Source organism: Thalassolituus sp. UBA2590, assembly GCF_002339775.1.
GTDB lineage: Bacteria > Pseudomonadota > Gammaproteobacteria > Pseudomonadales > Oceanobacteraceae > Thalassolituus.
Map to the genome: position 1 here is coordinate 1 of NZ_DDKU01000178.1, position 24795 is coordinate 24795.

Consider the following 24795-nt stretch of genomic DNA (forward strand, 5'->3'; position numbering starts at 1 on the left):
TCGCTCTCGCGGATGTGGTGGAATTGGTAGACACGCCAGATTTAGGTTCTGGTGCCGTAAGGTGTGAGAGTTCGAGTCTCTCCTTCCGCACCACTTACTCTCTCTGAGTAGGTGATTTTCAATAGTAACTCCACGCAGTACCCGTCTCGCTTTCCTTAGCTGGCCTATTCACGCCAATCGACAGACATCAGCAGCACAAGCCATTCGTTACGGTAGCAAGCCTCTTTAAACCGCAGTATTGTTAAAGAAAAAATCTCTCACCGATTCCAAAGCGCATGCAGTGCCTGGCAAGACGATCAGGGGTGCACGTCACCAAAAGGAGTTTGATCATGCAAACCGACAGCAAATACCTCAAGCTGAACAAATCTGAATTTCTCTATCTGGTCGTCGAGGACCTTGCACCCTCCGTCTCACAGATGATTACGCTGAGGCTTGCGACGGTGCACTCTGAGGAGGAAATCCGATCCGCCTTCAGGCACATAATGGATCTCTATCCGAAACTCAGAACAATTGTAGAACCGACGCTTTTCTCGCAGCGCCTGAAAGTTATCTCTGATGAAATTCATATCAACGCTTTATTCGATGACGCCTTCAAGATAAAGAGAGATCTTCCTTTTGATTCACAGGCTTTCAAGGATTACCAGAATGAGTTTCTCAACGAGTCATTCACTCTTCAGCAGGCACTGCCGATTAAAATCCGCTTCCTGCCCGAAGAAAACATCCTGCTGATATCAGTTCACCACATGACCTGTGACGGTGTTGGCTGGATTAATATGGTCTCGTCATTGATGGCGCACCTGAATGGCAAAGAAACCATAGCGCAAGCCCTTGAAGACCCATCAATGGTGCCGGGCGTATTCCAGAAACCCTACATCACCGCACCCATCCAGGTATTTAAGTCCTGGAAATTACTCTCAGCCGAAAATAAAAAAACGGCTCACGACAAAATCATCAGCCCGGCAGAAACAAAAACAGACTTTATCGGCTCTGTTTCTATGAAGCACCGGTACCTCCAGAATGAACTGGCCGACCTGAAGCCGAAAGCCAAATCAATGGGCTACAGCCTTAATATTTACTTCCTCACTGCGCTTGCACGAAGTTTCTTTGAGCGATACGGCGAAGAGCACGGCGATACTGTATCCATCCGCCTCTCATACGATCTGCGCACTTATTTCGAAAAAGATGCGCCTGTATTTGGTAATTACGTTACTACTTCCATACTCAGGGCGTACCGTAAAGATATGGAATCCCCGCAGCGCATGATGGAAAACCTGCAAAGCCAACTCACTACCGCAATCGACAGACTGAAGCACAAAAAGCTTTCTTACCCCTGGCTTCTTGATAAAGCATTCACTCTCGTCGGTAAGAAGCTTTACTCTCTGGGGATATTGGCAGGCAAAAGAAAAGACACGATTCCAGTGCCGACCATCCATTTCTCAACGGTTGGTAGTCTCGACTTTCTGAACAAAGCCGGCGAAGCAGCGAGGGTAAAAGATGTTATCGCTACAGTGCCGACCTTCGGGATGTTTATGACGCTCTGCAACATTGATGGCGTTTTCAATGTGAACCTGTCATACCCCTCGGCTGAATTTTCCGATGACAGAATGGAAAGCTTTATCAGCGAATTCGACCAGGAGTTGGGAAGTCTGGCGTCCATGGACTCTGAGACAGTAACTGAAACTACTGAGCGGGAAGCAACGACCGCCTGAACTGTGAAGTAACGCTTACAATTCGCAAGTACTCACTAACCTCCTGCATTTCGATCACCGCTGTGCAGGAGAATATTCCCAAATCATGCCAGCCACGCCCAGGGCAGATGCCCAATGTTCTAACTCACCGCTGTACACCACAGGCAGCATAAAGAGGCCGCTCAACAACAAGAAAAACAACGTTAAGGAAGCCAGTACTGACGCAAATACTTTTATGAATAATTCCACTCCTCATTCCTTTGATTCTTGAAAAGTTCTCACGCTGGTGCCCATGTTTTTCCTATTACCCACAAGAGTCAACCTGCATGGCGAGCTATCCACTTCCGATCAAACCGTGCTACATTGTGTACACTTGAACACAGCATAGTGAGGCGTGCCCTATGTCCACAACCATGACTATACGGCTAGAACCTGAGCTCAAAGAACGGCTGGATAAGCTGGCTACAGCGACACATCGCTCCAAATCGTTTCTGGCGAGCGAAGCGTTACGTGAATTCGTCGAGCTGAATGAATGGCAGATTCAGGAAACCCTCGATGCGATCAAGGAGGCGGATGCTGGTGACTTTGCGTCAGAAACTGAGGTGACAGACACGCTTCGCAAATGGCAGTCGCCAAAGAAGTGACCTAATAGATGGAAATCAAGTGGCTACGCAAAGCACTCAGCAATCTGACGCAGGAAGCAGATTACATCGCTGAGACAGATCCAGGCGCAGCGATAAAAGTCGTAGAAAGTATCACCTCGGCCATTGGCCTTCTGGCTGACAACCCTGCACTGGGACACCCTGGGCGTATTCCGGGAACACGCGAGTTGATTGTGCCCAATACCCGATACATTGTGCCCTACCGCGTTAATACGAGGCTCAAGCGCGTCGAGATACTTCGCGTTTTTCATTCATCCCGTAAGCTGCCTGAGTCATGGTGATTGTCAGATGACTGGTCTTTTAATTCTTCTTTTCTTTCTGGTCGCAGGCAACCTGCTCCAGTCCCAACTGGATTCGCCTGTGCCGGGCTCCATCATCGGTATGCTGCTGTTGCTGGTGTTTCTTATTATTCGCGGGCGTGCGCCTGAGTCGCTATCGCAGATCAGTAAGACGCTGTCGCCGCTGTTGCCTCTGTTTATTATCCCGGTGAGTGTGGGCCTCGTGACTCAGAAGGAGCTGCTGGCAGAGAACGGCGTTGCCTTGCTGGTGATTATGGCGGTTAGTATTGTGCCCGGCGCGATTGTCTGTGCGGCCATTATGAGGTTCCGGAGGAAGTCTGATGCTGAATGAGCTTCTGCATATGCCGCTGTTCTGGGCGATGCTGACCATTGCGGCATTTACTGTGGGTCAGCACATCTATCGCCTGTTAGGTAATACGGCGTTTCTGCCGCCGATTCTGACGGGCATCATTTTGGTCTCTGTGGCGCTTGAGGTCACCGGCATCAGTTTTGATACCTACATGGAGGGCGGGCAGTACCTGCACTTGATGCTTGGACCAGTGGTGGTGATGCTGGCTGTGCCTCTTTATCAGTTTATTCATGTGATGAAGAAGGAGTGGCTGCGCATCTCGCTGGCGATCAGTCTGGGCAGCGGTACCACGGTGGCCGTTGCGGTGGCGATGGCGCATTTCTGGATCGGCAATGACACGATCACAGTTACGATGTCGACCAAGTCGGTGACCACGCCGGTAGCGGTCACGGTCAGTGAGCAACTGGGCGGTATTGGTGCGCTGGCATCTGCGTTTGTCATCATTACCGGCGTGTTCGGTGCGTTGATGATTCCGCCTTTGCTTAAATCCGTTAAACTCGATGACCCCAAAGCCATGGGACTTACGCTGGGTGTCTGTGCTCATGCCATTGGTACCAGCCGTGCGATTGAGCTGGGAAATCAGCAAGCGGCTTATTCCGCGATGGCGATGACTCTGACCGCAACCTTGCACGCGGTTCTGTTACCGCTAGTGATGTAAAAAGCCACAATAAAAAAGTATTTACTATGAAAAACGCTCTAAGAAAACTCTTTGCTCCGATCCTGAATATTTTTGAAAACAGCGAAGATGAATACGTTTATAAAGAATCTCACCGAACCATTCTGATTGCCGTAGGAAGTTTGTTTCTCGTGCTGTCGGGTGCCGGCGGTTGGGTTGCTGTTCAGGCAGGTCAGGCGGGCGGCGCATTCCCGGCGATTATTTTCGGGCTGATCGGTCTGGTTTGTTTAATTGTTGGCTTTCTAGGCAATGATAAGGCGGTCGCCAACATCTGGAAAAATCGCTGAACATGGCGACCGCGAAGCGTTATCGCCTGGATCGGTTTTTAAGTGTTACCACAGGCACACCGAAGCGCTCGGTTCGCTCGCTCTTAGCGCAGAACCGCGTCACGGTAGACGGACGGGTAGCGACCGACATCAATCAACCGGTTGATCACTTCTCGCGTATTACTCTGGATGGCAAAGAGCTACAGAATCGCACTCGCCGTTATGTCCTGCTGCATAAACCGGTTGGTGTCGTCAGTGCCACAATAGACGATATTCATCCAACCGTCATTGATGTGCTCCGTGATGCAGGGTTCCCTGAAGCTGAACTTTGCGATATGCATATTGCCGGGCGACTGGATCTGAACTCCTCCGGCTTACTGCTTCTGACTAACGACAGCGACTGGTCTGAGGCGCTCATGGCACCCGATAGAAAAGTCGCAAAGGTGTACGAAGTGACACTGGAGAACCCAATAAGCGACGAGTGTGTGAAGGCCTTTAAAGAAGGCATCTATTTTTCGTTCGAAGGTATTACTACTAAGCCAGCAACCCTTGAGCGACTGACTCCCTATACTGGAACAGTGACGTTAACTGAAGGCAAGTACCACCAGATAAAACGTATGTTCGGGCACTTTAGAAATCCGGTATTGAGGTTACATCGTGTAGCGATTGGAGACATCCGGCTGGACGCCTCCCTGAAGTGCGGGGAATATCGAGCTATATCTAATATCAGTCAAAGATAGTTAGCCCTGGATTCAGCATTGTTAAAGCCGGCGCGCCTACCAATGTCTAAATAAATTGGACTGCTGCAATACCCGCAGCCAGTTTTTCTGGCGAATCTGCTCGCAAGCCGATACAAGGTTTATCGTAGTTTTTGCTCTTCTCTACTACGCCAATCTCACCCCATGCAGAGATGGTTTCTTCCGAAACTCCGTGATCCTCGCGACAGGAAATCCAGCAGTCATTAGCTGTACTTTTAAGTCCAGCAAAAAAGTGTTTCCCATATAAATAAATTCTGATCTGAGTCTTGAGTATCGTCATGTCCGATATACCAGGAACCTTCGACAAGCTCATCGCAATAGCCTCTAACCTGGCTAAGTTTCCTCCATCACGCCCCCCACGGCTGATCTTATAATCGCCTTTGTCGATGATAACTTCTCGATCAGTCTTTCTGTTTTTATCAACTGGCATATGCTCAAGCGCATACTCAATGGCGGCGAGAAGTTTGTTTTTTCCTTCCTCTCCCCAAGTTCTGGCGCGAATAGCATTTAATTTCAGTTTCAACAGTTCCTCTCGCGTATATTCATACGACTCAATTTTTCCGAGGATATCGTCTATCTTAGACATCTTAACTCCTTGTATATTGGCAATATCACCTGACTATACGTTTACATTCTGAAAACGGAACTATCGAGCAATATATTTCGACTGAATTCATTTAAAAGCTTAAATTTTTACCAACCATCGTCCCGGAAACAGTATGAAATTATGCCCGCAACCAACGATCATCCAGTAACGCACGACCAAGGATGATAGCCACTAAGCCACCGACCAGGTTAGCAATAAGCTCTGCGGCATAAATCGAACGCGACTCAAGCACCAGACTCAAGCCAACCGCCACAGGTACCATAATCAAAGCAACACGAACAACCGATTGCCCCAGCGCCCAGTAAGCACGATCAATTGCGTTAAACGCACCATTCACAACGATCAGGGCACCAAAGCCGGCATACCCCCAGACAGAGATCATTAGATACGTTGAAATAGCATCAATTACTGCTGGGCTATCAGTAAATACTGTCGCCAGAGACTCACGCCAGGTTACCAGCAAAGCGCCCGCCGTCAGGCTGTACACCACACAAAAGCCAATGGCCATCCACAACGCCCGACGAGCCCGGTCGCCATAGCCTGCCCCCCAGTTCTGACCAACGATTCCGCCAATCGAACTCGAGAGCGCCAACAAAGGTACGACGGCAAGCGCCTGCAAGCGACCACCGGCGCCAAACCCCGCGACTGCGGCATCGCCGTACTTCGCCAGTAATGCCGTCATGATAGACAGGCCGACGGGGTTTACGGAATTAGATACTGCCGCCGGGGCACCCACCCTCAACAGAGCACGAATATCCTCACCCGGATGCGCCTCTTTCAGGCGAGAGAAGTTCAGGCCGACAGGGCTTCGCGCAATCAGCACCAGTGCCAGAATGGATGCCAGCGTCCAACCCGCCACCGTGGCGTAAGCCGCGCCTTTAATACCGAAACCTTCGAAGCTACCAATACCGGCAATCAGGATAGGGTCGAGTATCAGGTTGACCAGTGCCATCATCATCAGAATGAGGGACGCCTTACCCGCCATGCCCTGAGCACGCAGAGCACCATTACCGCCCATATTAATCAACAACATTGGGAAGCCGAACGCAAAGGGGGTCATATAGGAATCGATTAATGGCAACAGGTCTGGAGAAGCATTCATCACTTCAAACAATGGGCGTTTGAAGAGCAACAGGAGCACCGTGATAACAATGCCAAAAATACCCGCTGCCACAATTCCCAGAGCCACCAGACTCTGCGCCTTGTGCTTCTGCCCTGAACCTAACGCCCGCGAAACAACAGAAGCAATGGCAGCGATCACTCCGACACCAAGCGAGGACAGAGCAAACACCACCGGGAAGATAAAGCTAACGGCCGTCAGAGGGTCCTTGCCTAAATTACCAATAAAATAAGCATCCAGAAGCCCGACCGACATCAGTGCCAGAATGCCTATCACCATAGGCAACGTCTGGTGATACAGGTGGCGCCCCACAGAGCCGCTGGTAAGTAATGCGCCTTCGACGCTCATAAAACCCCAGAATTAATAAAAGATGACCGGCTGCACAGTACCACAGTCTTAACAGGCGGCGCGCGGGATAGTCTGTTCAGGCCAGTTGCAGGATGCCAGATTTGCCATGCATGTCGCCAAGTATCCAGATCTGCTCAAACGGGTGAGATGCGGGCACCTGAATTTTATTGATGAATTGAATGATCTTGCGCGCATTCCATTGCGGGTGTGCGTTGCGGATAAGTAGCCAGGCACGCTGGCTCTGATAGGTTTTCTCCGCTTTCTGGCGCAGTATCCGGTTCAGTGCACTGACCAGGCGTTGATCGGTATTGTGCTCCAGCTCCTGTTCCGCCAAAGCCGACTGTGTCTCAGCACTCAGCGACCGACCCAGAATTTTCATGGCCTCGGCCTCGCTGCCGTATAAATGAGCAACTTCAATGTCGAGCTTATCTCCTTCAAGCAGACAGGACACATCGGGCTTGGTCGGAAGGTTGTGCCACAAATGCCGTATTTTATGGCCGGTTTCTTTCTCGTACGCCCGCATAAACAGCTTGGCCGCTTCATGCTCAAGACGGAGCTTCTCGTCTTCGCTGCTCGACATCAGAAGTTACACCCAGATTCCGCTAGAGCGGCGTGCCCTCAAAGCGGCCATTCAGATATTCAACAGCAACCGCTAAGGCACCGATTGCACGACCTTCGTTAAAGTCATCGCGGCCGTAAAGCTCGGTCAGATCCTTGAGCTTCCACTCAACCAGCTCCAGTGGCTCTGGCTCATCGCCTTCCAGCTTTGACGGATACAAGTCACGGGCAAGCACCACATCGATGCCCCCTCGCATGTAGCTTGGCGACAGGCTCATTTTCTTCAGATAAACGAACTCGCGCGCAGCAAAGCCGATTTCTTCCTGCAGTTCGCGGTTGCAGGCATCACGCATCGATTCGCCCAGGTCCACCGCACCTTTTGGCAGGGTAAGGGTGTAATCTTCAACACCGCCCCCATATTCACGTATCAGGGCAATCGTTTCATCATCCAGCAGAGCGACCATCATGACGGCGCCGCTGCCACCGGGCACCAGTCGTTCGTAAGTTCGCTCAACGCCGTTACTGAACCTGAGGTCAATGGATTCCACCCGGAACAGGCGACTTTCTGCGACCATGTGGCGATTCAGGATTTCGGGTTTTTTATGCATGACAGCCCTGTTTAAATAGTCGGTGAACACTTTTCGTAAGGTATTAGCGCATGACGATGCCAGACTGGCAAGAGATAGACACGGTTCTGTTAGATATGGACGGCACCCTGCTCGATCTGCATTTCGACAATTACTTCTGGCTGGAGCACGTGCCGAGTAAATACGCCGAGCATCACGGCCTCTCAGAAGAAGAAGCGCTCGCAGAGCTGAACAAAAGTTTTGTCGGCCTGCGTGGCACGCTTAACTGGTATTGTCTGGATCACTGGAGTGACCTTACGGGCCTGCCCATCGCTGAGCTTAAGCGCGATGTGCAGGACAAAATTGGTTTTCGCCCGCATGTGGAAGACTTCCTCGATACCATGAAGAAGCTTGGCAAACGCACCGTGATAGTCACCAACGCACACCGCGACAGCGTGAACCTGAAAATGGAACGCACCGGCCTGGATAGACTGGTCGATCACGTCATCAGCTCCCATGACTATAAAGAACCGAAAGAAAGTCAGGCGTTCTGGGACCATCTGCAACGCGAAGAACCCTTTGATAAAGAACGTTCCCTACTGATTGACGACAGCCAGGCTGTGTTAGAATCGGCAGAGAAATGGGGTATCCGCTGGCTGCTGACGATCTTTCATCCCGACAGCCAGAAAGCGCCAAATACTGACAGTCGCTTTCCGGGCATTCACCACTTCGACGAATTCAAATTTTAAACCGAATTCTGCATTGCCAGGGCCGTCTCTGACTCGCCGTGAATCCATCCATGGAGGCTCTCGTGTGCCATCCATGGCACACAAGGTCATCGACAGCCCTACCAACGCGATCTTCGAGGACGCATGAGCGAACAGACACACAAAATCCGACTCGATAAATGGCTCTGGGCCGCGCGCTTTTTCAAGACACGCGCGCTGGCAAAAGGCGCAATTGAAGGCGGCAAGGTGCATTACGAAGGCCAGCGCTGCAAAGTCAGTAAAACCGTCGACGTGGGCGCCAAACTGACGATTCGGCAGGGCTTCGACGAGAAAATCGTCATGATTAAAGCATTGTCGGAACAACGCCGCGGCGCCCCGGAAGCACGTCTGCTCTATGAGGAAACTCCCGAGAGCATCAAAGCGCGGATGGATAAAGCGGAGTACCGCAAGGTCGTCAAAGCCTCACAAGCGGCACCCGACCATAAACCAAACAAGAAAGAGCGTCGCGACATGCGCCGCTTTGAGCACAATCAGGACTACTGAAGAATGTCTGACACTCCAAACAGCGCTGACAGCCTGCAACGCTTCAGCTTCGACACTACCAATATCCGCGGCGAGCTGGCTCACGTAAATGCGAGCTACCGCGAAGTACTGAAGCGTCATCAGTATCCCACGCGGATCGCTAAAGCCGTCGGTGAACTGATGGCCGCTACCGCCTTGCTGAGTGCCAACCTCAAATTTACAGGGCGCCTGACCTTACAGATTCGTCTGCCGGGCAACATCAGCCTGCTACAAGCCGAAACCAGCGACCAAGGTCAGCTGCGAGCCATCGCCCGTTATGAAGAAGGTACCGAAGAAAGCGAACTGAGTTTCGACGACGGCCAGATGATCATCACTGTCGAGCCTGAAGTGGGCCAGCGTTATCAGGGCATCACTCTGATCAAAGGCGGTAATGTCGCTGGCGCGCTGGAAGACTACTTTGAGCAGTCAGAGCAGCTGGGTTCACGCTTCTGGCTGGCCTGCGATGGCCAGAATGCTGCCGGTTTCATGCTACAGCAGATGCCATCAGAGCAGAGCGATGATCCGGATGCGTGGGATCGTCTCACTCATCTGGCCAGCACCATCAAAGAAGAGGAGCTGATCAACCTCAACAATGATGTCCTGCTTCACCGCCTTTACCACGAAGAGCAGGTACGTACTTACCCGGCGAGCGAACTGAGCTTTTTCTGCACCTGCTCGAAAGACAGAATCGGCAACGCTCTGCACCAGCTCGGCAAAGATGAGCTGACGCAAATCATTGAAGAACAAGGAAAAATCAGCATCAACTGCGATTTCTGTAAGCAGGCATACAGTTTCGATAAAGAGCAGGTTAACGAACTCTTCCCGGAGCAGAATCTCCAGTAAAACCAGATAAAACAACAACTTAGCTCTGCTGCGAATAATTATCGGTCAAAAAGCGACCAACGGGGCTTAGCGCGCAATGAATTTTCTGGCATAATTGCGCGCCTTAAACTTTTGGGCTCGCCCGGGCACCCTTCAGGGCGGATTATTGAGATACAAAGTATGGCCACAAGCCGTACTGAATTTACGAGGACCCTGCGGGGCATCGATATGACTGTTTACACCGATTTATCTACTCCTCTCCTGGTAGAACAAGCCATCGCCCGCGGCGAAGGTGAACTGCAGGATAACGGCGCTCTGGTTATCAAAACCGGTAAGCGCACAGGTCGCTCTCCGATGGACAAATTCATCGTTGAAGAGCCAAGCAGCAAAGACGCGATTGAGTGGGGCAGCATCAACCGCCCATTCGACGCGGACAAGTTTGATGCCCTGTGGGAGCGTGTAGAAGAATATCTGGCCCAGCATGACAGCTTCGTATCTCAGGTACACGTGGGTTCTGATCCACAGCACTACCTGCCAGTTAAAATGACCACTCAGACTGCATGGCAGAACCTGTTTGGCCGCAACCTCTTCATCCTGCCAGAAAGCTACAACCCTTCTGATAAGGAAGAGTGGCAGATCCTGAACGTTGCTGGTTTCGAATGTGTTCCAGAACGTGACGGCACGAACTCTGACGGCGCAGTGATCGTTAACTTCGCACAGCGCAAAGTATTGCTGGCTGGCATGCGTTACGCAGGCGAAATGAAGAAAGCAATGTTCGGTGTACAGAACTTCCTGCTGCCAGAAAAAGACGTACTGCCAATGCACTGCTCTGCCAACGTTGGCGAAGATGGCGATACCTGCCTGTTCTTCGGTCTGTCTGGTACCGGTAAAACCACCCTGTCTGCTGACCCTGAGCGTTACCTGATCGGTGATGACGAGCACGGTTGGGGCAAAGGTACTGTCTTCAACATCGAAGGCGGCTGCTACGCAAAAACAATCGATCTGTCTCAGAAGAACGAACCTATCATCTGGGACGCGATCAAGTTCGGTGCGATCGTTGAGAACGTCACCATCGACGAAAACACTCGCGTTGCTGACTACAGCAACACTGAGCTGACTGAAAACGGTCGTTGTGCTTACCCGCTGACTCACGTTGAGAAGCGCGTTGAAGAGAACATGGCCGGCGAACCAAAAGCCGTGATCTTCCTGACCTGTGACATGACAGGCGTTCTGCCTCCAGTGTCTATCCTGAGCAAAGAACAGGCGGCTTACCACTTCCTGTCTGGTTACACCGCTCTGGTAGGTTCTACTGAAATGGGTGGTTCTAAAGGCCTGAAGTCTACCTTCTCTACCTGCTTCGGTGCTCCGTTCTTCCCACGTCCAGCAGGCGTTTACGCTGAACTGCTGATGAAGCGTGTGACTGAATTCGGTTCTCAGGTATATCTGGTAAACACTGGCTGGACTGGCGGTCCTAACGGTGGCGGCGGTGAGCGTTTCAGCATCCCGACGACCCGTGCTGTCATCGCTGCAATTCAGTCTGGTGCTCTGCGTGATGCGGACACTGAAGAACTGCCAATCTTCGGCCTGCAGGTTCCAACCTCTCTGGAAGGTGTTGATGCAACTCTGCTTAACCCAACCAAAGCCTGGGCTAACAGCTCAGACTGGGAAGGTGCTGCGAAGAACCTGGCGGCTCAGTTCGTTGAGAACTTCAAGAAGTACGACGTATCTGACGCTATCGTAAACGCAGGCCCTCAGCTGTAAGCTGAACCTGTTTACGATCATAAAAAAGGGCGCTGCGGCGCCCTTTTTTATTGTGCTGAAAAAGTTACGACTCCAACATCATAATAAAGTCCATTACTGGATGAACAAGGTAAGTCAGCAGTACGACCTCTGTAACAAACAGGCCTGCCAGTAACGGAACTGCTGTTCTTCCTCGATTATCAGAAGGCACCTTATTTCTTAACGCCAACCGGCGCTGCTCAACATACTCACACTGTTTCACACCCCTTAATTCTGAAAGTCGCTCCAGCATGGCAAGAAGCTCGCCTTCTCTCCCGGTGTAGTTTACGGCTTCATAATCTGCGCGCTGCTCACAACACAGAGCGTGATCCGCAAGAAATCGACGGCGCAAATGACGAGGCCACAACCGGGTCGACCAGTTCAGAATAAACCGACCCAGAGGGTCGCGATGGCGCATGTGCGATTGTTCATGCAGAAGTAAAAGTTGCAGTTCATCGTCAGACAAAACATCCATCATGCCGTCTGATACATAGATATGAGGCCGCAATAAACCGCCGGTAAACGCCACTGGAGCCGCTCCCGGAATCCGCGACCACTGGTCTGGTGAAACTTCGTTTGCCAGTGTTCTTAAGGTGCTCTGGCGGCGCCGGTTACGCCACGCCTGACGCCCGATAAAGTACACAGTGCCCCCAACCATCATCGCAGCCATAGCGGCAAACGATATGCCCGCGATGGTATTACTGACGTCCGGCACATGAGGGCCGCAGACGTTTCCGTGGCAATGTTCATGGAAGAACAGTTCCGCCCAGTGAGGTTTCAGGAGCATGATGGCCACAGCCACTGACGCAAGAACAGGGATGATGCCGTAGCAAAAAGATAAGGTGCTCGCGGAGTACACTGGCGACGTAGAAAATAAGCGGGAGAACATTGTATAGCCAAACGCGCTGATCGCTGAGCAACCTATAAAGCTCAGTATCAGAGAGAGAAAAACTTCACCCATACCGCTCAGCATGGCGGCTCAGGAGAGTCGGAATCCTCGGGGTTTTCCAGTGCACCCCGCATCCGCTGATGCAGGTCTGGGTCAGTAGAGGCGAGAAAATCAATAAAACCGACGATCAGTGCCGTACCATCCTCAGCACCGAAATCATCGCGGATATCGTGAATCAGGCTACTGATCAGCTCTGAACGGGTAACCTTTGCCTGATAAAGAAACGCACGCCCTGACTTAGTTCGCTGGAGAAGGGTTTTGCGATGCAAACGCTCCAGGGTGCTTTGTACGGTACTCAGGCTGACATCGTCGTCGAGTTCGTCGAGCACGTCCTGAGCAGAGCACTGGCCTTTCGCCCAGACGACATCCAGCGCATTTAACTCACGTTGCCCCAACGACGGAGTGCGTGAACGTTTTAGCTGATGAAGCCACCCTTTAATCACTGAGTTATTACCTTCCGAAACTGTATTCACAACCCTGCTCCGCCTCTAACACCGACCTATCATCGGCCTGAATGGCAAGCGATAGACTGATGTCATTATCAGAACTACTGCCCGAACGCAGTAAAGCAAGCTGGGAGACCCTTCATGACTTTTTACAAAGCAGCCGGACTGACGTTGCTCACTTTACCCACTCTTCTATACGCCGTAGAGAGCGGTTCGGATTCACAGACGCTGAGCGCGGATGATATCAGACTCGACGACCAGGTCGTCGTTGGTCGTGCTCCCCTGCTTGGAGAAGCGAGCTCCGCCTCAGAAGGATATGTCACCCGGGAAGCGATCGAGGTCCGCCCGATGCTGCGCACCGGCGAGGTCCTTGAACTCGTACCGGGCATGGTCGTCACCCAGCACAGCGGTACGGGCAAGGCCAATCAGTATTTCCTGCGCGGGTTTAACCTCGATCACGGCACCGACTTCTCGACCTCTATCGATGGTATGCCGGTCAACATGAGAACGCATGGCCACGGTCAGGGGTACACGGATCTCAACTTTATTATCCCAGAAACCATCGAATCACTGCGCTACCAGAAAGGCAGCTACTACGCAGAAACCGGTGACTTCAGCGGTGCAGGCAGTGCCTCGCTGCACACCGCCCGCAAGCTTGATCGCAACGAAGCGGAGCTGACGCTCGGACAGAACGCTTATCAGCGTGCTTTGTTTATGGGCAGTGTAGAGAATGGCAGCGGCGACTGGCTATACGCGATTGAACGTAATACCTACGACGGCCCCTGGACAGATATTGAAGAAGACCTCGATAAGACCAACCTGCTACTGAGTTACTCGCAGCCTCTGGCGGGCGGCAAATGGCGCCTCAGCCTGATGGGCTATGACAACAGCTGGAACAGCGCAGATCAGATTCCCGAACGCGCCGTGACTTCTGGGCAGATTGATGAACTCGGCTCCATTGATGACACAGTCGGAGGCGAATCTTCCCGCTACAGCATCAATACCGAATGGAGCAACGGAGCATGGGAGGCGTCGGCCTACGCTATCCGCTACAACATGAACCTGTGGTCGAACTTTACCTATTTCCTCGATGATCCGGTGAATGGTGACCAGTTCGAACAGGTCGATCACCGCAATATCTACGGCGGTAAGCTGGCCTATCAATGGCAAGGCAAGCTTGCAGGCCGCACCATGGTCAACCGGGTCGGTACGGAGTTCCGCTACGACGACATCAGTGAAGTCGGCCTCTACCAATCTCAGGCACGTGAGCGTATAGGCGTTGTTCGCAGCGATGAGGTCGGCGAGTTCAGCACCGGCGTCTTTGCGGAGAACACCCTGTACTGGAATACCCGTCTGCGCTCAGTACTCGGGCTTCGCTACGACTACTACAACTTCGATGTCGATAACCGCACCGACATCAACAAAAACGGCGTCGACCTGAGTGCTAACAGTGGCACAGCGTCAGCGGGCAACACCTCTCTGAAAGCCAGTCTGATTTATCAGCTCAGCCCGGAATGGGAAACCTACATCGCGGCAGGACAGGGGTTCCATTCAAACGATGCCCGAGGCACCACCATCGAAATTGACCCGGCTGACGGCAGTGACACCACACAGGTCGACCCATTAGTCGACTCTCTGGGTTATGAAGTCGGTGTTCGCGGCTTCGTTAACCAGCGCCTGAATACGTCAGTCTCGCTCTGGCAGCTCGACCTCGACAGCGAACTGCTGTTCGTTGGTGACGCAGGTAACACCGAAGCCAGCGACGCAAGCCGTCGTCGCGGTATCGAATTAACCGCGTATTACCGCATAACGGATGTCTGGAACTTCGACGCCGAGTACGCACATACTCAGGCCGAGTTTACCGATTCAGGTGATGACATTCCGGGCGCGATTGAAGATGTATTGCAGACAGGCGTCAGCGCCGACTTTGGCAATGGCTGGTCGGGGGCTGCTCGCGTCCGCCATTTCGGTGAGCGACCATTGATCGAAGATGGCTCCGTTAAATCTGACGCATCGACTGTGGTTAACCTGCAAGCAGGATACAGTCAGGCCAACTGGTCAGTACGCGGGGAAGTCCTGAACCTGCTGGATAGCGATGACCATGACATCGACTATCTCTACGAATCGCAATTACCCGGTGAAAGCGAGCCGGTTGAAGACATTCACTACCATGTCCTGGAACCTCGCACCGTCCGGGTCTCACTCGCTTACCATTTCTGATTCCTGCCTGCTGCAGAAGTGCCCTAAATCCAACACTGCCCCTGTTTATGGGGCGGTGCTCACAGGTATACTCACGCCATCGTGAATAATGTATCTGTGAGCCATGTCCCTGCCTTCGATTACCCAACGCCTCGCTACTGAACTGAATATCCGCCCACAACAGGTTGATGCCACCGTCGCCCTTCTTGATGAAGGTGCTACTGTTCCCTTTATCGCCCGCTACCGGAAAGAAGTCACGGGGGCGCTGGACGACAGCCAGTTGCGTACTCTTGAGGAGCGTCTGGGCTATTTACGCGACATGGAAGATCGTCGTGCTTCTGTGATCAAGAGCATTGAGGAACAGGGCAAACTCACCGATGAGTTGAAGCAGGCACTGCTGACAGCGGATACCAAAACCCGCATCGAAGATCTGTACCTGCCCTACAAGAAAAAGCGCCGCACTAAAGGTCAGATGGCCATTGAAGCAGGCCTTGAGCCATTAGCCGATGCCCTGTTCAACGACCCGAACCTGACGCCCGAACAAGAAGCGGAGAAGTATCTCAACGCCGAGCACAGCATTGGCGATACCAAGGCCGCACTCGACGGCGCTAAATACATCCTGATGGAGCGCTTTGCCGAAAACGCCGACTTGCTCGCGGCGCTGCGCCGCTTCCTGAAGCAGGAAGCCACACTCTCTGTCCGCGTAGTACCGGGCAAAGAGAAAGAAGGGGAAAAATTTGCCGACTACTTTGAGCACGACGAGCCTCTGAAGTCGGTACCGGGTCACCGTGCGCTCGCTATTCTGCGTGGTCGCAATGAGGGCGCTCTGTCGTTTTCACTGGTGACCGGCGACCCTGAAGACAAGCTGGCCGCCAGCCCATGCGAGGCCATTATTGCCGAACACTCAGGCATAAAAAATGAAGGCCGCGCCGCCGACCGATGGTTGGCCGAGGTCGTAAAATGGACCTGGCGCATCAAGCTGCTCACCAGTCTCGAAACCGAGCTGATCGGCCAGTTGCGAGAGCAGGCAGAAGAAGGGGCGATTAAAGTATTCGCCGACAACCTCAAAGACCTTCTTTTAGCTGCACCAGCAGGGCCAAAAGCCACCATCGGGTTGGACCCCGGCCTGCGTACCGGGGTGAAAGTCGCGGTCGTCGATAAAACCGGCAAAGTCCTCGATCACTGCGCCATCTTCCCGACACCTCCGCAAAATCGCATCGCCGAATCCGAAGCCGTACTGCTGGCATTGATTCAGAAGCACAATGCCGAGCTGATCGCGATTGGTAACGGTACTGCTTCGCGCGAAACCGATAAGTTTGTTGGCGATCTGCTGAAAAAGCACAAAGATCTGAACGTACAGAAGATCATGGTCAACGAGGCCGGTGCCTCGGTGTACTCAGCGTCAGAGCTGGCGGCCAAAGAATTTCCGGATCTGGACGTGACCATTCGCGGCGCCGTATCCATTGCTCGTCGCCTGCAGGACCCATTGGCAGAACTGGTAAAAATCGAGCCCAAGTCCATCGGTGTGGGCCAGTATCAACATGATGTTAATCAGAGCCAATTAGCGCGCACACTGGATGCCGTCGTAGAGGACTGTGTTAACTCGGTGGGCGTCGATCTGAATACCGCCTCTGCGCCACTGCTGACACGAGTTTCCGGGCTGAACGCCACACTGGCCAATAACATCGTCGCTTTCCGCGATGTAAATGGTGCCTTCACCTCACGCAAAGACCTGGCAAAAGTGCCGCGCCTGGGTGACAAAACCTTCGAGCAGGCGGCGGGTTTCCTACGCATTATGGACGGTAAAAACCCTCTGGATGCCTCCGGCGTTCACCCTGAGTCTTACCCTGTAGTGGAGCGCATTGCCCATGAATTCTCACGCGATGTCAGCAGCCTGATTGGCGACGGCAGCTTCCTGAAATCTGTCAATGCAGGCCAGTTCACGGATGAACATACCGGCGAACTCACCTTAAAAGATATCCTCTCAGAGCTGGAGAAACCCGGTCGCGACCCTCGTCCTGAATTCCGCTTTGCGGAATACAAAGAGGGCGTAGAAGACATCAAAGACCTGAAGCCCGGTATGATTCTCGAAGGCGCGATCACTAACGTTGCCGCCTTTGGTGCCTTTGTGGATATCGGTGTACATCAGGATGGTCTGGTACACATTTCAGCGCTGGCGGATCACTTCGTGAAGGATCCGCGCGACGTTGTGAAAGCCGGCGACATCGTAAAAGTGAAGGTAATGGAGGTCGATGTGTCGCGTAAGCGCATTGGTTTATCCATGCGACTGGGGGATGATATCAACGCCTCGGGCGACACCGGAAGCCGACCTGCTAAAGACAGACCTCAGCGCCAGCCGCGTGGTTCAAAACCGACGCAGCAACCTGCCGGAAACGGTGCTATGGCGGGGGCCTTCGCAGCCGCCTTTGCAAACGCCAGAAAGAAATAAAGCGAATAATGAGAAGTTATCGTGCAAAAAAAAGGACCTCTACTCATCATACTCACGTGTGCCGCGAACCTTTGCCAGCCTTTGCACGTTACAGCAGATGATAACCCGGATAACTTCTCTTCCCTCTCGTGGGATGCCTCAAGCTGGGATGCCTCAGCAGCCGATATCCCGCATGTACTGACACCAGCGCGACTGCATCAGGCCACCGCAGAGGTGCCAGGCAGTGTGACGGTTCTGGATGCCGACTTCATCCGCCGCACAGGTATAAAACGAATCTCTGAGCTGCTTCGTTATGTCCCGGGTATGCTGGTCGCATACGACATCCGTGACAACAGTGACGCCGTGGTATATCACGGCGGGCTTTCCATCCTGCCCAAGAGCTTTCAGGTACTGATCGATGGCAGAGCTCAATACCTCGCGGGCCTTGCTGCCGTCTCCTGGGAAGACCTGCCAGTCGCTGTACAGGATATTCAACGTATTGAGGTTGTACGTGGCCCGGCGGCCACCAGCTATGGTACGAACGCGTATCAGGCTGTTATTAATATCATCACGCGCTACCCTCAGGACGCCTTCGATGACCAGGTCAGTATTGAACAAGGGAATAACTCTGACACTCAGCTATACGCCCGAGCCACTGGCGGCGAAGAGAACCATCGCTGGCGGCTCTCGGCCAAGGCCTACTCCACTGAACACCTGAAAGACAGCGAAGATATCAGCATCGGTTGTACCACCCCCTGCGACGACAACCGGGATTTCGCCGCTGTGATGCTGAACACCAGCCACCAGCTGAGTAATTTCCAAAGCCTGAATACCGCCTTTACGATGACCAATTCTTTCAGGGATGTGCCCGACTACGAGTTTTCCAGTAATCACGTTGAAGGGAACCAATTCGAAGCCAGTGTGATTTATGACCATGACCTGTCGGAATCCCATGAGATCAAAGTCTCCGCACACGCAACACGGTTTGAGCGTCGCCAGCCCGGTGTACTTGAAAGTGGGCCCGCGGGTTTCTTTGATCCACAGCTACGACAGCTGGACGAGATTAACTCTGAGGCAGCGGATCAGTTTGTTCAGGGCGTCCCTCTGACGGCACTGGATTCCAGTAATCCGGATGAACAGGCTCTCGCCCAGCAGCTTATGGGGCGTTATGGCAGCGACCCCAGCGCTTTTTTTATCCCCATAAGCGGCAATGTTAATGCTGATACCAATGAAAGGCGTATCGACCTCGAATTGCAGGATACCATCGCCTTCGCGGATAACCTGATCATGATCAGCGGCATCGGTTACCGCAAAGAACAGATCTATTCGAAGACGTATTACGATGGCTACATCGACTCAGATCAGGTTCGGGGATTCGGCAACGTCAACTGGCGCTTGAGTAATCGCTGGGCATTGCACTCTGGAGTGATGTACGAATATGAAGAAGACGGCACCGATGTGTGGTCCGGGAAACTTGCTGCAAATTACCTGATCAGTCCGGTCGAGTCTGTGCGGTTGGTACTCAGTCGTGCGGGGCGCACTCCCGATATCCTTGAGCAGAGAGCCGACTGGGTCTTAGTCCTTGAAAACGCAGAAACACAATCGCCCTATGCTGGCGTCGAGTACTACGATGGCTTCAAAGGGCCAGGCAACCTTAAGCCGCAAATCATTCATTCCATCGAGCTGGGATATTTCGCCAGCAAGCCTCTTTTTAATGGAAACATAGAATGGGACGTGAAGCTGTTCAGAGAAGAACTCACCAACGTCATCTATCACTATCCATCCATCCGCCTGGATACCGTCAACGATGGTAATCAAATTAACTACAGCGGTGCCGAAGGTCAGGTCAGTTTTACAGCCAAAAGCTCTGCCGAATATCGTCTGACAAGCGCATGGCTGCGCGCAGAGGTAGATCCAACAGAGGATCTCAGCGACAGCGACCTGGTCGCCCTGTATTCGCCGCGTTCGCACTCCGCCTCGTGGTTCCAGCCATGGCCAGCGCAGATTTTCACTCATCTCAGTGCGTTTGTTATTGAAGACGGACGCCGGGTGAACCGCGGTGATGACGGCGATGATCTACATACACTGGAGCTGAATATATACCGTGACTTTGCCTCGGCAGAGACAACAACCCGGTTAGGTTTCAGAGCACAGAGAGACTTTACGTCAAATACCTTCAAGCCGGACTCAGAACCCTACGAGCAGGCTGTACGCGTTCAGTTAAGTGCCAGTGTTGCATTCTGATAATCGATCTGACGAACAATTAGTAGGCCTATACACAACAGGGTTCATTATGAGCGAATAATCTGAGACCAATTTCTGATACAAGCATGTATAAGATCCTGTCGATTCCTCCTATAATCCGCTGACTTCCAACCTGATGCAGAGGTGCTCTTGGCTTCCTACAATTCACTGCTGGCGCTACTGGCCGACTCCCGGCACCTACCCATGCTTTCCCGACTGCAACGGGGAATTGAGAAGGAAGGCCTGCGCTGCGGCAATGACGGACTAATCGCTCAGACACCTCACCCTAAGGGAATGGGCTCTGCGCTGACGCACCCGGCTATTACGACCGACTACTCCGAAGCCTTACTTGAGTTCATTACGCCGGTTTTTACCAGCGCCCATGAGGCGTCGGCTTACCTCGAAACCGCCCATCGCTTTGCCTACCAGCAAATGGAAGGAGAGCTGATCTGGCCAGCGTCGATGCCCTGTATCCTGAAAGGCGAAATGAGCATCCCTATTGCCGAGTATGGCAGCTCCAATATCGGACGTCTGAAGCATGCCTATCGCCATGGCCTCTGGCACCGCTACGGTCGTGTGATGCAGGCAATTTCAGGTATCCACTATAACTTCTCGCTGCCAGATGAATTGCTGCAATTGCTGGCGGAGCAGGAAGGTCAGAAAGCAGACAAAGACTTCGTATCCCGCCGCTATCTCGGCATGATCCGTAACTTCCGCCGCTATGGCTGGCTGCTGATGTATCTGTTCGGGGCATCACCGGCGGTATGCAGCACATTTCTTGATGGCCGTAAGCACTCTTTGCAGAAGCTTCACAAGCACACCTTATACGCCCCGTACGCGACCTCGCTGCGGATGAGTGATCTGGGTTACCAGAATAATGCTCAATCGGGCTTAGTGATCTGTCACAATTCCCTTGAGTCGTACATCGACACGCTGAGTAAAGCGCTGACCATTCCTGTCGCTGAATACGAAGCCATTGGTATGCAGGAAGAGAACGGCCAGTATAAGCAGCTCAATACCAACCTGCTTCAGATCGAGAACGAGTACTACAGCAATATCCGTCCTAAGCGGGTAGGCGAGTCCGGCGAGAAGCCGCTGGAGTCATTGGCTCGTGCCGGTATTCAGTATATTGAAGTCCGCAGCACGGATGTGAATCCGTTCCTGCCACTGGGTATCGACGTTCCACAGATGCACTTTATGGATATCTTCCTTCTCTGGTGTGCTCTGCAGGACAGCAGTGAGATTGACGATACTGAATACGAACGTATTCAGCGCAACTTCAGTAAAGTGGTTTACGAAGGTCGTCGCCCGGGATTAATGCTCGAAAGCGCCAGCGGCGAAACCACTCTGGCAGACTGGGCAAGCGAACTTCTCGACAGCATGCAGCCCGTGGCAGCCTTGCTCGACGAAGCCAACCATCACAGCTTCCACATAGATACTCTTGGTCAGCAACGCCTTAAGATCGCTGACGCCAGTCATACGCCATCCGCGAAAGTGCTGAGAATTCTGGAAGACGAGAAGATTGAATTTGCTGAACTGACATTACGTCAGGCGCAGGCACATCGTAAGTTCCTGAGTGAACCCTTGTCAGCAGACGTCCGCGCCGAGTGGAAGGCAACAGCCGAAGAAAGCCTCAAAGCACAGGCCGAACTCGAAGCAAACGATGTTCAGCCCTTTGACGAGTTTCTGCATGACTATATGACTCGCTGAATGACCCACTGACAGGCGATTGCGCTCTGCCTGCTCTCGGCCATTAGTTCTGTACGACGAAGTTATTAAAGTACAGGTCATCCACTGACGGAGCCCCTTCCAGCTGAGTCATCACTGCACGGACTTCTTCCAAAGCAATCTGGCGAAGTTCCTCACGCCCCGGAGTCGAATTCATGATCTCTGATTCCTGTGCACTGAACAGCATCACCAGGCTGTTGCGCAGGTAGGGCTTATGGTGAGCGACCGCCGCTCCAGCCTCAGTGGTACTGACCTTAAGCGCAACATCCGTACGCAGATACTTAATCCGGCCGGTACTGCCATAATTAACAACAAATGCAGGTTCAAAGTAGATGTACTGAACCTGAGGCCCAGCAAGGGCCGCTTCGTCTTCTGCAAAAGCCATCACTGGCAACGTCACCAGCAGAGTAAAAAAAAGGCGCTTCAGCATTCCGCGTCTCCGTCACAATGTAGATTATGGTCAAGCTTAGCAGCTGACGCGGATTCCGCTGGGTGCGCGTGATAGACTCCTGACAACTAATTCACGAGTTCACGTAACGACTTATGATGCTGCAACGTCTATTTCCCGCCCCGCTGGTTGCCGGTGGCTATCTGGCCGGTTTTCTTATCTGTGTCCTGCTGCTGGCTTCAGCGTACTACTTTGAATACCAGATGTTCCTCGATCCCTGCCCGCTCTGTATTGTTCAGCGTATTGCCACACTAGGCATCGGCATTGGCTGTCTGCTCGCATTTATTGCCCGCAACACCCGCTGGCCGCATCGCATTGCTCTGATATTCACACTGGCATCGTCCATATTTGGTGTCTGGGTCGCTAACCGTCATGTCTGGCTACAGGGCCTGCCTGCCGACGAAGTGCCTGAATGTGGCCCGAGTGTTGAATACATGGCGGAAGTTCTGCCATTCACCGAACTGGTTACCTTCATGCTTCAGGCCAGTGGCAGCTGTGCGGATATCTCATGGGAATTCATGGCGTTGAGTATGCCGGAGTGGACCCGTGTCATATTCGTTGCATTTACTCTTGTCAGCCTTCTGGGTCTGGCTCGCGCCTGGAGCGCCGACAAGCAGAGTTGATGCACATAACCGCGGTATTGCAAGAAAAAAAACTGAAAAAAGTTGCTTGAAATGCCGCTTTCCACGCGCCTATATTGGTGACACTAAGGCATAAGCAGCACCGTTTTCACAGAGGAATTTTGACATGCTGGAACAATGTAAAAACGCACAGGAACGCTGGGGCGGTGTTCACCAACTGATCGACAAATGGTTGAATGAGCGCCAGAGCCTGATCGTCCTGTTCTGCAACCTCAGCGCCAGCAAGCCGCTGTCTGAAGAGGAACCACTGGCAGAGAACCTGCAGCGTTTCTGTGAAGTTATGATGGATTACTGCTCAGCAGGGCACTTCGAAATTTACGAGCAGCTGATGAATGAAGCCCGTGAATTCGACGATGGCACCATCGACCTGGCAAATGAACACATGCCACGCCTGGAAGCCCTTACCGGCGAATGCGTTGACTTCAACGATACCTACGACAAACACTGCACTCTGGACCAGCTGGCGAAGCTCCCTGCTGACCTGTCGGCCATCGGCGAAGTGCTCGAAGAGCGTTTTCAGATTGAAGACAACCTCATCGAAAAAATGCACAACGTGCATCGTGAGGCGGTTGCCAGCTAAGACAGGAATTCTGTTCTACACTGACAACAGGACGCGCACTTCGCGCGTCCACTGACCGCTCACGGAACAGGTTGTCATGATCCCGCGTTTTATTCTTTTTCTGCTTTCCCTGACTCTTCTCTCTGCCTGTGACAACGCAGCTGAGCCTGAGAAATTCTCTGAGGTCGCGACACAGGGCGTCTACAGCATTCGTATCAATCACTCTGGCACCGCCGCCTTTATCGGCAGTCTGCACCACGGTGGCAGCTACTGGACACTCGATCCTGCTGAGCGTCATTTCGACTGGAACCACACCAGCGACGGTTACAGCAACCTGACCAGTGGTGCCTTTTCGCCCGATGATGCTTACGTTGCCAGCGCCGACAACCGCACGATAGTGCTCTGGGAAGTGGCTACCGGGAAAGCCATCTGGTTCTGGAACGCACCCGGCGACATCGAAGATATTGCTCTGACAGAGAACGGCAACCTCGCCCTTCTCGGAATGCAGGACTACACCGCAACCCTGTTCGATATCCGAAATGGCGGCATCCGCCAGCGCCTGGCCCACGACGGCATTGTTTACGACGTCAGCCTGAGCGCCGATGGTCTGCTTGGCGCCTCTGCCAGTGACGACCTGACGGCCATTGTCTGGAATCTCAATGACGGCTCAGCCATCTCCACACTGAAACACAACAATCAGGTCAAAACCGCCGAGCTATCGCCCAGTGGCCGCCTGATTTTCACCTCAGCCCTACGCGAGGCCGGTCGCATCTGGGATGCGGCCAGTGGGCAGCAATTGATTGAGCTTCCCGGTGGACGCGGACATTTCAGTACGGCACGGTTCGACGCATCAGAACAACAACTCCTGACGGGTAATACATCCGGGCAGATACAGCTCTGGGACGTTCAGACAGGGGCCGAACTTAAACGTTGGCGTGCGACCCCGGGAGATCACTGGGTTGGAAACAACGTTGCCCTGGAAGACGTTGCCTTCACGGACACCGGCGTTGTGGCAGCCGCCGCTAATGGGCGCGTTTATCACATGCAGCGGTGATGACTACCGCTGCTCTTCGGTTGAGTATCGCGACTCCAGCATAGATTTTACCTGCTTCGCCTGATCAATCAGCTCCAGCGCCTGCCCGGGCATAACGATTGGCGAGTCAGGCACCCTAGGCTCGGGAGTGATCAGTTCGTTGTCGGATGTGTCTTCCTTTTTCGTTGCGACCGGCGCCAGAATATTTGCCGCGGTATCGATATTAACTTCTTTGGAAGTAACACCTTCCGGCGCTTCGTTGCCGAAATGCCACTGGCCATTCGCGTCCTGCCATTTATAAAACGTCTGTCGTGTCTGCTCTGTAGAGGCGGG

Annotated in this window: 27 protein-coding genes and 1 tRNA gene; 19 read left to right on the forward strand and 9 right to left on the reverse strand. The window is 52.9% G+C overall.

Going from position 1 to position 24795, the window contains the following annotated elements; genetic code table 11:
* Positions 1 to 8: 8 nt before the first annotated feature.
* Positions 9 to 93 (forward strand) — tRNA-Leu (locus B2067_RS15275).
* A 236-nt stretch (positions 94 to 329) separates the two neighbouring features.
* A complete protein-coding gene (locus tag B2067_RS15280) occupies positions 330 to 1709 on the forward strand; it encodes a hypothetical protein (RefSeq protein WP_301389007.1) in 1380 nt (459 codons plus the stop codon).
* A gap of 54 nt (positions 1710 to 1763) precedes the next feature.
* Here B2067_RS15280 and B2067_RS15285 read toward each other — a convergent pair whose 3' ends face one another.
* Entirely contained in the window at positions 1764 to 1937 is a 174-nt protein-coding gene (locus B2067_RS15285; protein WP_297531458.1) for a hypothetical protein, read from the reverse strand.
* Positions 1938 to 2089: 152 nt separating this feature from the next.
* Here B2067_RS15285 and B2067_RS15290 point away from each other — a divergent pair, with 152 nt between their 5' ends.
* From B2067_RS15290 to B2067_RS15315, 6 genes are read left to right on the forward strand one after another with little or no spacing between them, the layout of a single operon-like run.
* Positions 2090 to 2332: a CopG family ribbon-helix-helix protein gene (locus B2067_RS15290; RefSeq protein WP_068436576.1), complete on the forward strand. Its 243-nt coding sequence runs from the start codon at positions 2090 to 2092 to the stop codon at positions 2330 to 2332.
* Positions 2333 to 2340: 8 nt separating this feature from the next.
* On the forward strand, positions 2341 to 2631 hold the full coding sequence (locus B2067_RS15295) for a type II toxin-antitoxin system RelE/ParE family toxin (protein WP_068436574.1): 291 nt from the start codon (positions 2341 to 2343) through the stop codon (positions 2629 to 2631).
* A 7-nt stretch (positions 2632 to 2638) separates the two neighbouring features.
* Positions 2639 to 2980 carry a CidA/LrgA family protein gene (locus B2067_RS15300; protein ID WP_297531453.1) on the forward strand — a complete coding sequence of 114 codons (342 nt, stop codon included), beginning with the start codon at positions 2639 to 2641 and terminating at the stop codon, positions 2978 to 2980.
* Positions 2970 to 3656, forward strand: a complete 687-nt coding sequence (locus B2067_RS15305; protein WP_301377232.1) for an LrgB family protein — start codon at positions 2970 to 2972, stop codon at positions 3654 to 3656. The genes B2067_RS15300 and B2067_RS15305 overlap by 11 nt, the downstream gene beginning before the upstream one ends.
* A 26-nt stretch (positions 3657 to 3682) precedes the next feature.
* Complete coding sequence (locus tag B2067_RS15310) at positions 3683 to 3961, forward strand: hypothetical protein (protein WP_297531449.1); 279 nt, start codon at positions 3683 to 3685, stop codon at positions 3959 to 3961.
* 2 nt (positions 3962 to 3963) lie between these two features.
* The gene (locus B2067_RS15315) at positions 3964 to 4680 is read left to right on the forward strand and encodes a pseudouridine synthase (protein ID WP_273087020.1); all 717 of its coding nucleotides are present in this window, start codon (positions 3964 to 3966) and stop codon (positions 4678 to 4680) included.
* Between the two features lie 46 nt (positions 4681 to 4726).
* Here the strand turns inward: B2067_RS15315 and B2067_RS15320 are convergent, their stop codons facing one another.
* The 4 genes from B2067_RS15320 to nudE form a co-directional block, all read right to left on the reverse strand.
* A complete protein-coding gene (locus tag B2067_RS15320) occupies positions 4727 to 5284 on the reverse strand; it encodes a hypothetical protein (RefSeq protein ID WP_273087022.1) in 558 nt (185 codons plus the stop codon).
* A 139-nt stretch (positions 5285 to 5423) separates the two neighbouring features.
* Entirely contained in the window at positions 5424 to 6773 is a 1350-nt protein-coding gene (locus tag B2067_RS15325; RefSeq protein WP_301377230.1) for an MATE family efflux transporter, read from the reverse strand.
* 76 nt (positions 6774 to 6849) lie between these two features.
* Positions 6850 to 7353, reverse strand: coding sequence for a hypothetical protein (locus B2067_RS15330; protein ID WP_068434810.1), 504 nt, complete (start codon positions 7351 to 7353; stop codon positions 6850 to 6852).
* A gap of 22 nt (positions 7354 to 7375) precedes the next feature.
* Positions 7376 to 7939, reverse strand: a complete 564-nt coding sequence (gene nudE / locus B2067_RS15335; protein ID WP_068434812.1) for an ADP compounds hydrolase NudE — start codon at positions 7937 to 7939, stop codon at positions 7376 to 7378.
* A gap of 50 nt (positions 7940 to 7989) precedes the next feature.
* Between nudE and yrfG the strand changes: the two genes are divergently transcribed.
* The 4 genes from yrfG (at position 7990) to B2067_RS15355 (ending at position 11769) form a co-directional block, all read left to right on the forward strand.
* A complete protein-coding gene (gene yrfG, locus B2067_RS15340) occupies positions 7990 to 8646 on the forward strand; it encodes a GMP/IMP nucleotidase (RefSeq protein ID WP_301389008.1) in 657 nt (218 codons plus the stop codon).
* Between the two features lie 123 nt (positions 8647 to 8769).
* Positions 8770 to 9168, forward strand: a complete 399-nt coding sequence (gene hslR, locus B2067_RS15345) for a ribosome-associated heat shock protein Hsp15 (protein ID WP_076514283.1) — start codon at positions 8770 to 8772, stop codon at positions 9166 to 9168.
* A 3-nt stretch (positions 9169 to 9171) separates the two neighbouring features.
* A complete protein-coding gene (gene hslO, locus B2067_RS15350; RefSeq protein ID WP_301389009.1) occupies positions 9172 to 10029 on the forward strand; it encodes an Hsp33 family molecular chaperone HslO in 858 nt (285 codons plus the stop codon).
* Positions 10030 to 10236: 207 nt separating this feature from the next.
* Entirely contained in the window at positions 10237 to 11769 is a 1533-nt protein-coding gene (locus tag B2067_RS15355) for a phosphoenolpyruvate carboxykinase (RefSeq protein WP_301389010.1), read from the forward strand.
* A 64-nt stretch (positions 11770 to 11833) separates the two neighbouring features.
* Here B2067_RS15355 and B2067_RS15360 read toward each other — a convergent pair whose 3' ends face one another.
* On the reverse strand, positions 11834 to 12760 hold the full coding sequence (locus tag B2067_RS15360) for a M48 family metalloprotease (protein ID WP_301389011.1): 927 nt from the start codon (positions 12758 to 12760) through the stop codon (positions 11834 to 11836).
* Positions 12754 to 13209 (reverse strand): BlaI/MecI/CopY family transcriptional regulator, encoded by a 456-nt coding sequence (locus tag B2067_RS15365; RefSeq protein ID WP_301389012.1) that lies wholly within the window; start codon positions 13207 to 13209, stop codon positions 12754 to 12756. The genes B2067_RS15360 and B2067_RS15365 overlap by 7 nt, the downstream gene beginning before the upstream one ends.
* Positions 13210 to 13323: 114 nt before the next feature.
* Between B2067_RS15365 and B2067_RS15370 the strand changes: the two genes are divergently transcribed.
* The 4 genes from B2067_RS15370 to gshA all read left to right on the forward strand — a co-directional run bounded on the left by B2067_RS15370 (position 13324) and on the right by gshA (position 21763).
* Positions 13324 to 15402 carry a TonB-dependent receptor gene (locus B2067_RS15370; protein WP_301389013.1) on the forward strand — a complete coding sequence of 693 codons (2079 nt, stop codon included), beginning with the start codon at positions 13324 to 13326 and terminating at the stop codon, positions 15400 to 15402.
* A gap of 103 nt (positions 15403 to 15505) precedes the next feature.
* Complete coding sequence (locus tag B2067_RS15375; protein WP_349676820.1) at positions 15506 to 17830, forward strand: Tex family protein; 2325 nt, start codon at positions 15506 to 15508, stop codon at positions 17828 to 17830.
* A gap of 21 nt (positions 17831 to 17851) precedes the next feature.
* Positions 17852 to 20053: a TonB-dependent receptor plug domain-containing protein gene (locus B2067_RS15380; RefSeq protein ID WP_301389014.1), complete on the forward strand. Its 2202-nt coding sequence runs from the start codon at positions 17852 to 17854 to the stop codon at positions 20051 to 20053.
* A gap of 144 nt (positions 20054 to 20197) precedes the next feature.
* Positions 20198 to 21763 (forward strand): glutamate--cysteine ligase, encoded by a 1566-nt coding sequence (gene gshA / locus B2067_RS15385; RefSeq protein WP_414716545.1) that lies wholly within the window; start codon positions 20198 to 20200, stop codon positions 21761 to 21763.
* Between the two features lie 43 nt (positions 21764 to 21806).
* On the opposite strand, the gene B2067_RS15390 is transcribed toward gshA, so the two are convergent.
* On the reverse strand, positions 21807 to 22211 hold the full coding sequence (locus B2067_RS15390; protein WP_301389016.1) for a flagellar basal body-associated FliL family protein: 405 nt from the start codon (positions 22209 to 22211) through the stop codon (positions 21807 to 21809).
* A gap of 116 nt (positions 22212 to 22327) precedes the next feature.
* On the opposite strand from B2067_RS15390, the gene B2067_RS15395 reads away from it, so the two are divergent.
* The 3 genes from B2067_RS15395 to B2067_RS15405 all read left to right on the forward strand — a co-directional run bounded on the left by B2067_RS15395 (position 22328) and on the right by B2067_RS15405 (position 24483).
* Positions 22328 to 22852, forward strand: coding sequence for a disulfide bond formation protein B (locus B2067_RS15395; RefSeq protein WP_068435797.1), 525 nt, complete (start codon positions 22328 to 22330; stop codon positions 22850 to 22852).
* A 124-nt stretch (positions 22853 to 22976) separates the two neighbouring features.
* Positions 22977 to 23450: a sigma D regulator gene (rsd, locus tag B2067_RS15400; RefSeq protein WP_068435795.1), complete on the forward strand. Its 474-nt coding sequence runs from the start codon at positions 22977 to 22979 to the stop codon at positions 23448 to 23450.
* A 76-nt stretch (positions 23451 to 23526) separates the two neighbouring features.
* Entirely contained in the window at positions 23527 to 24483 is a 957-nt protein-coding gene (locus B2067_RS15405; RefSeq protein ID WP_068435793.1) for a WD40 repeat domain-containing protein, read from the forward strand.
* Between the two features lie 3 nt (positions 24484 to 24486).
* On the opposite strand, the gene B2067_RS15410 is transcribed toward B2067_RS15405, so the two are convergent.
* A partial coding sequence (locus B2067_RS15410; protein WP_301389017.1) for a DUF4124 domain-containing protein occupies positions 24487 to 24795 on the reverse strand: 309 nt, incomplete at its 5' end.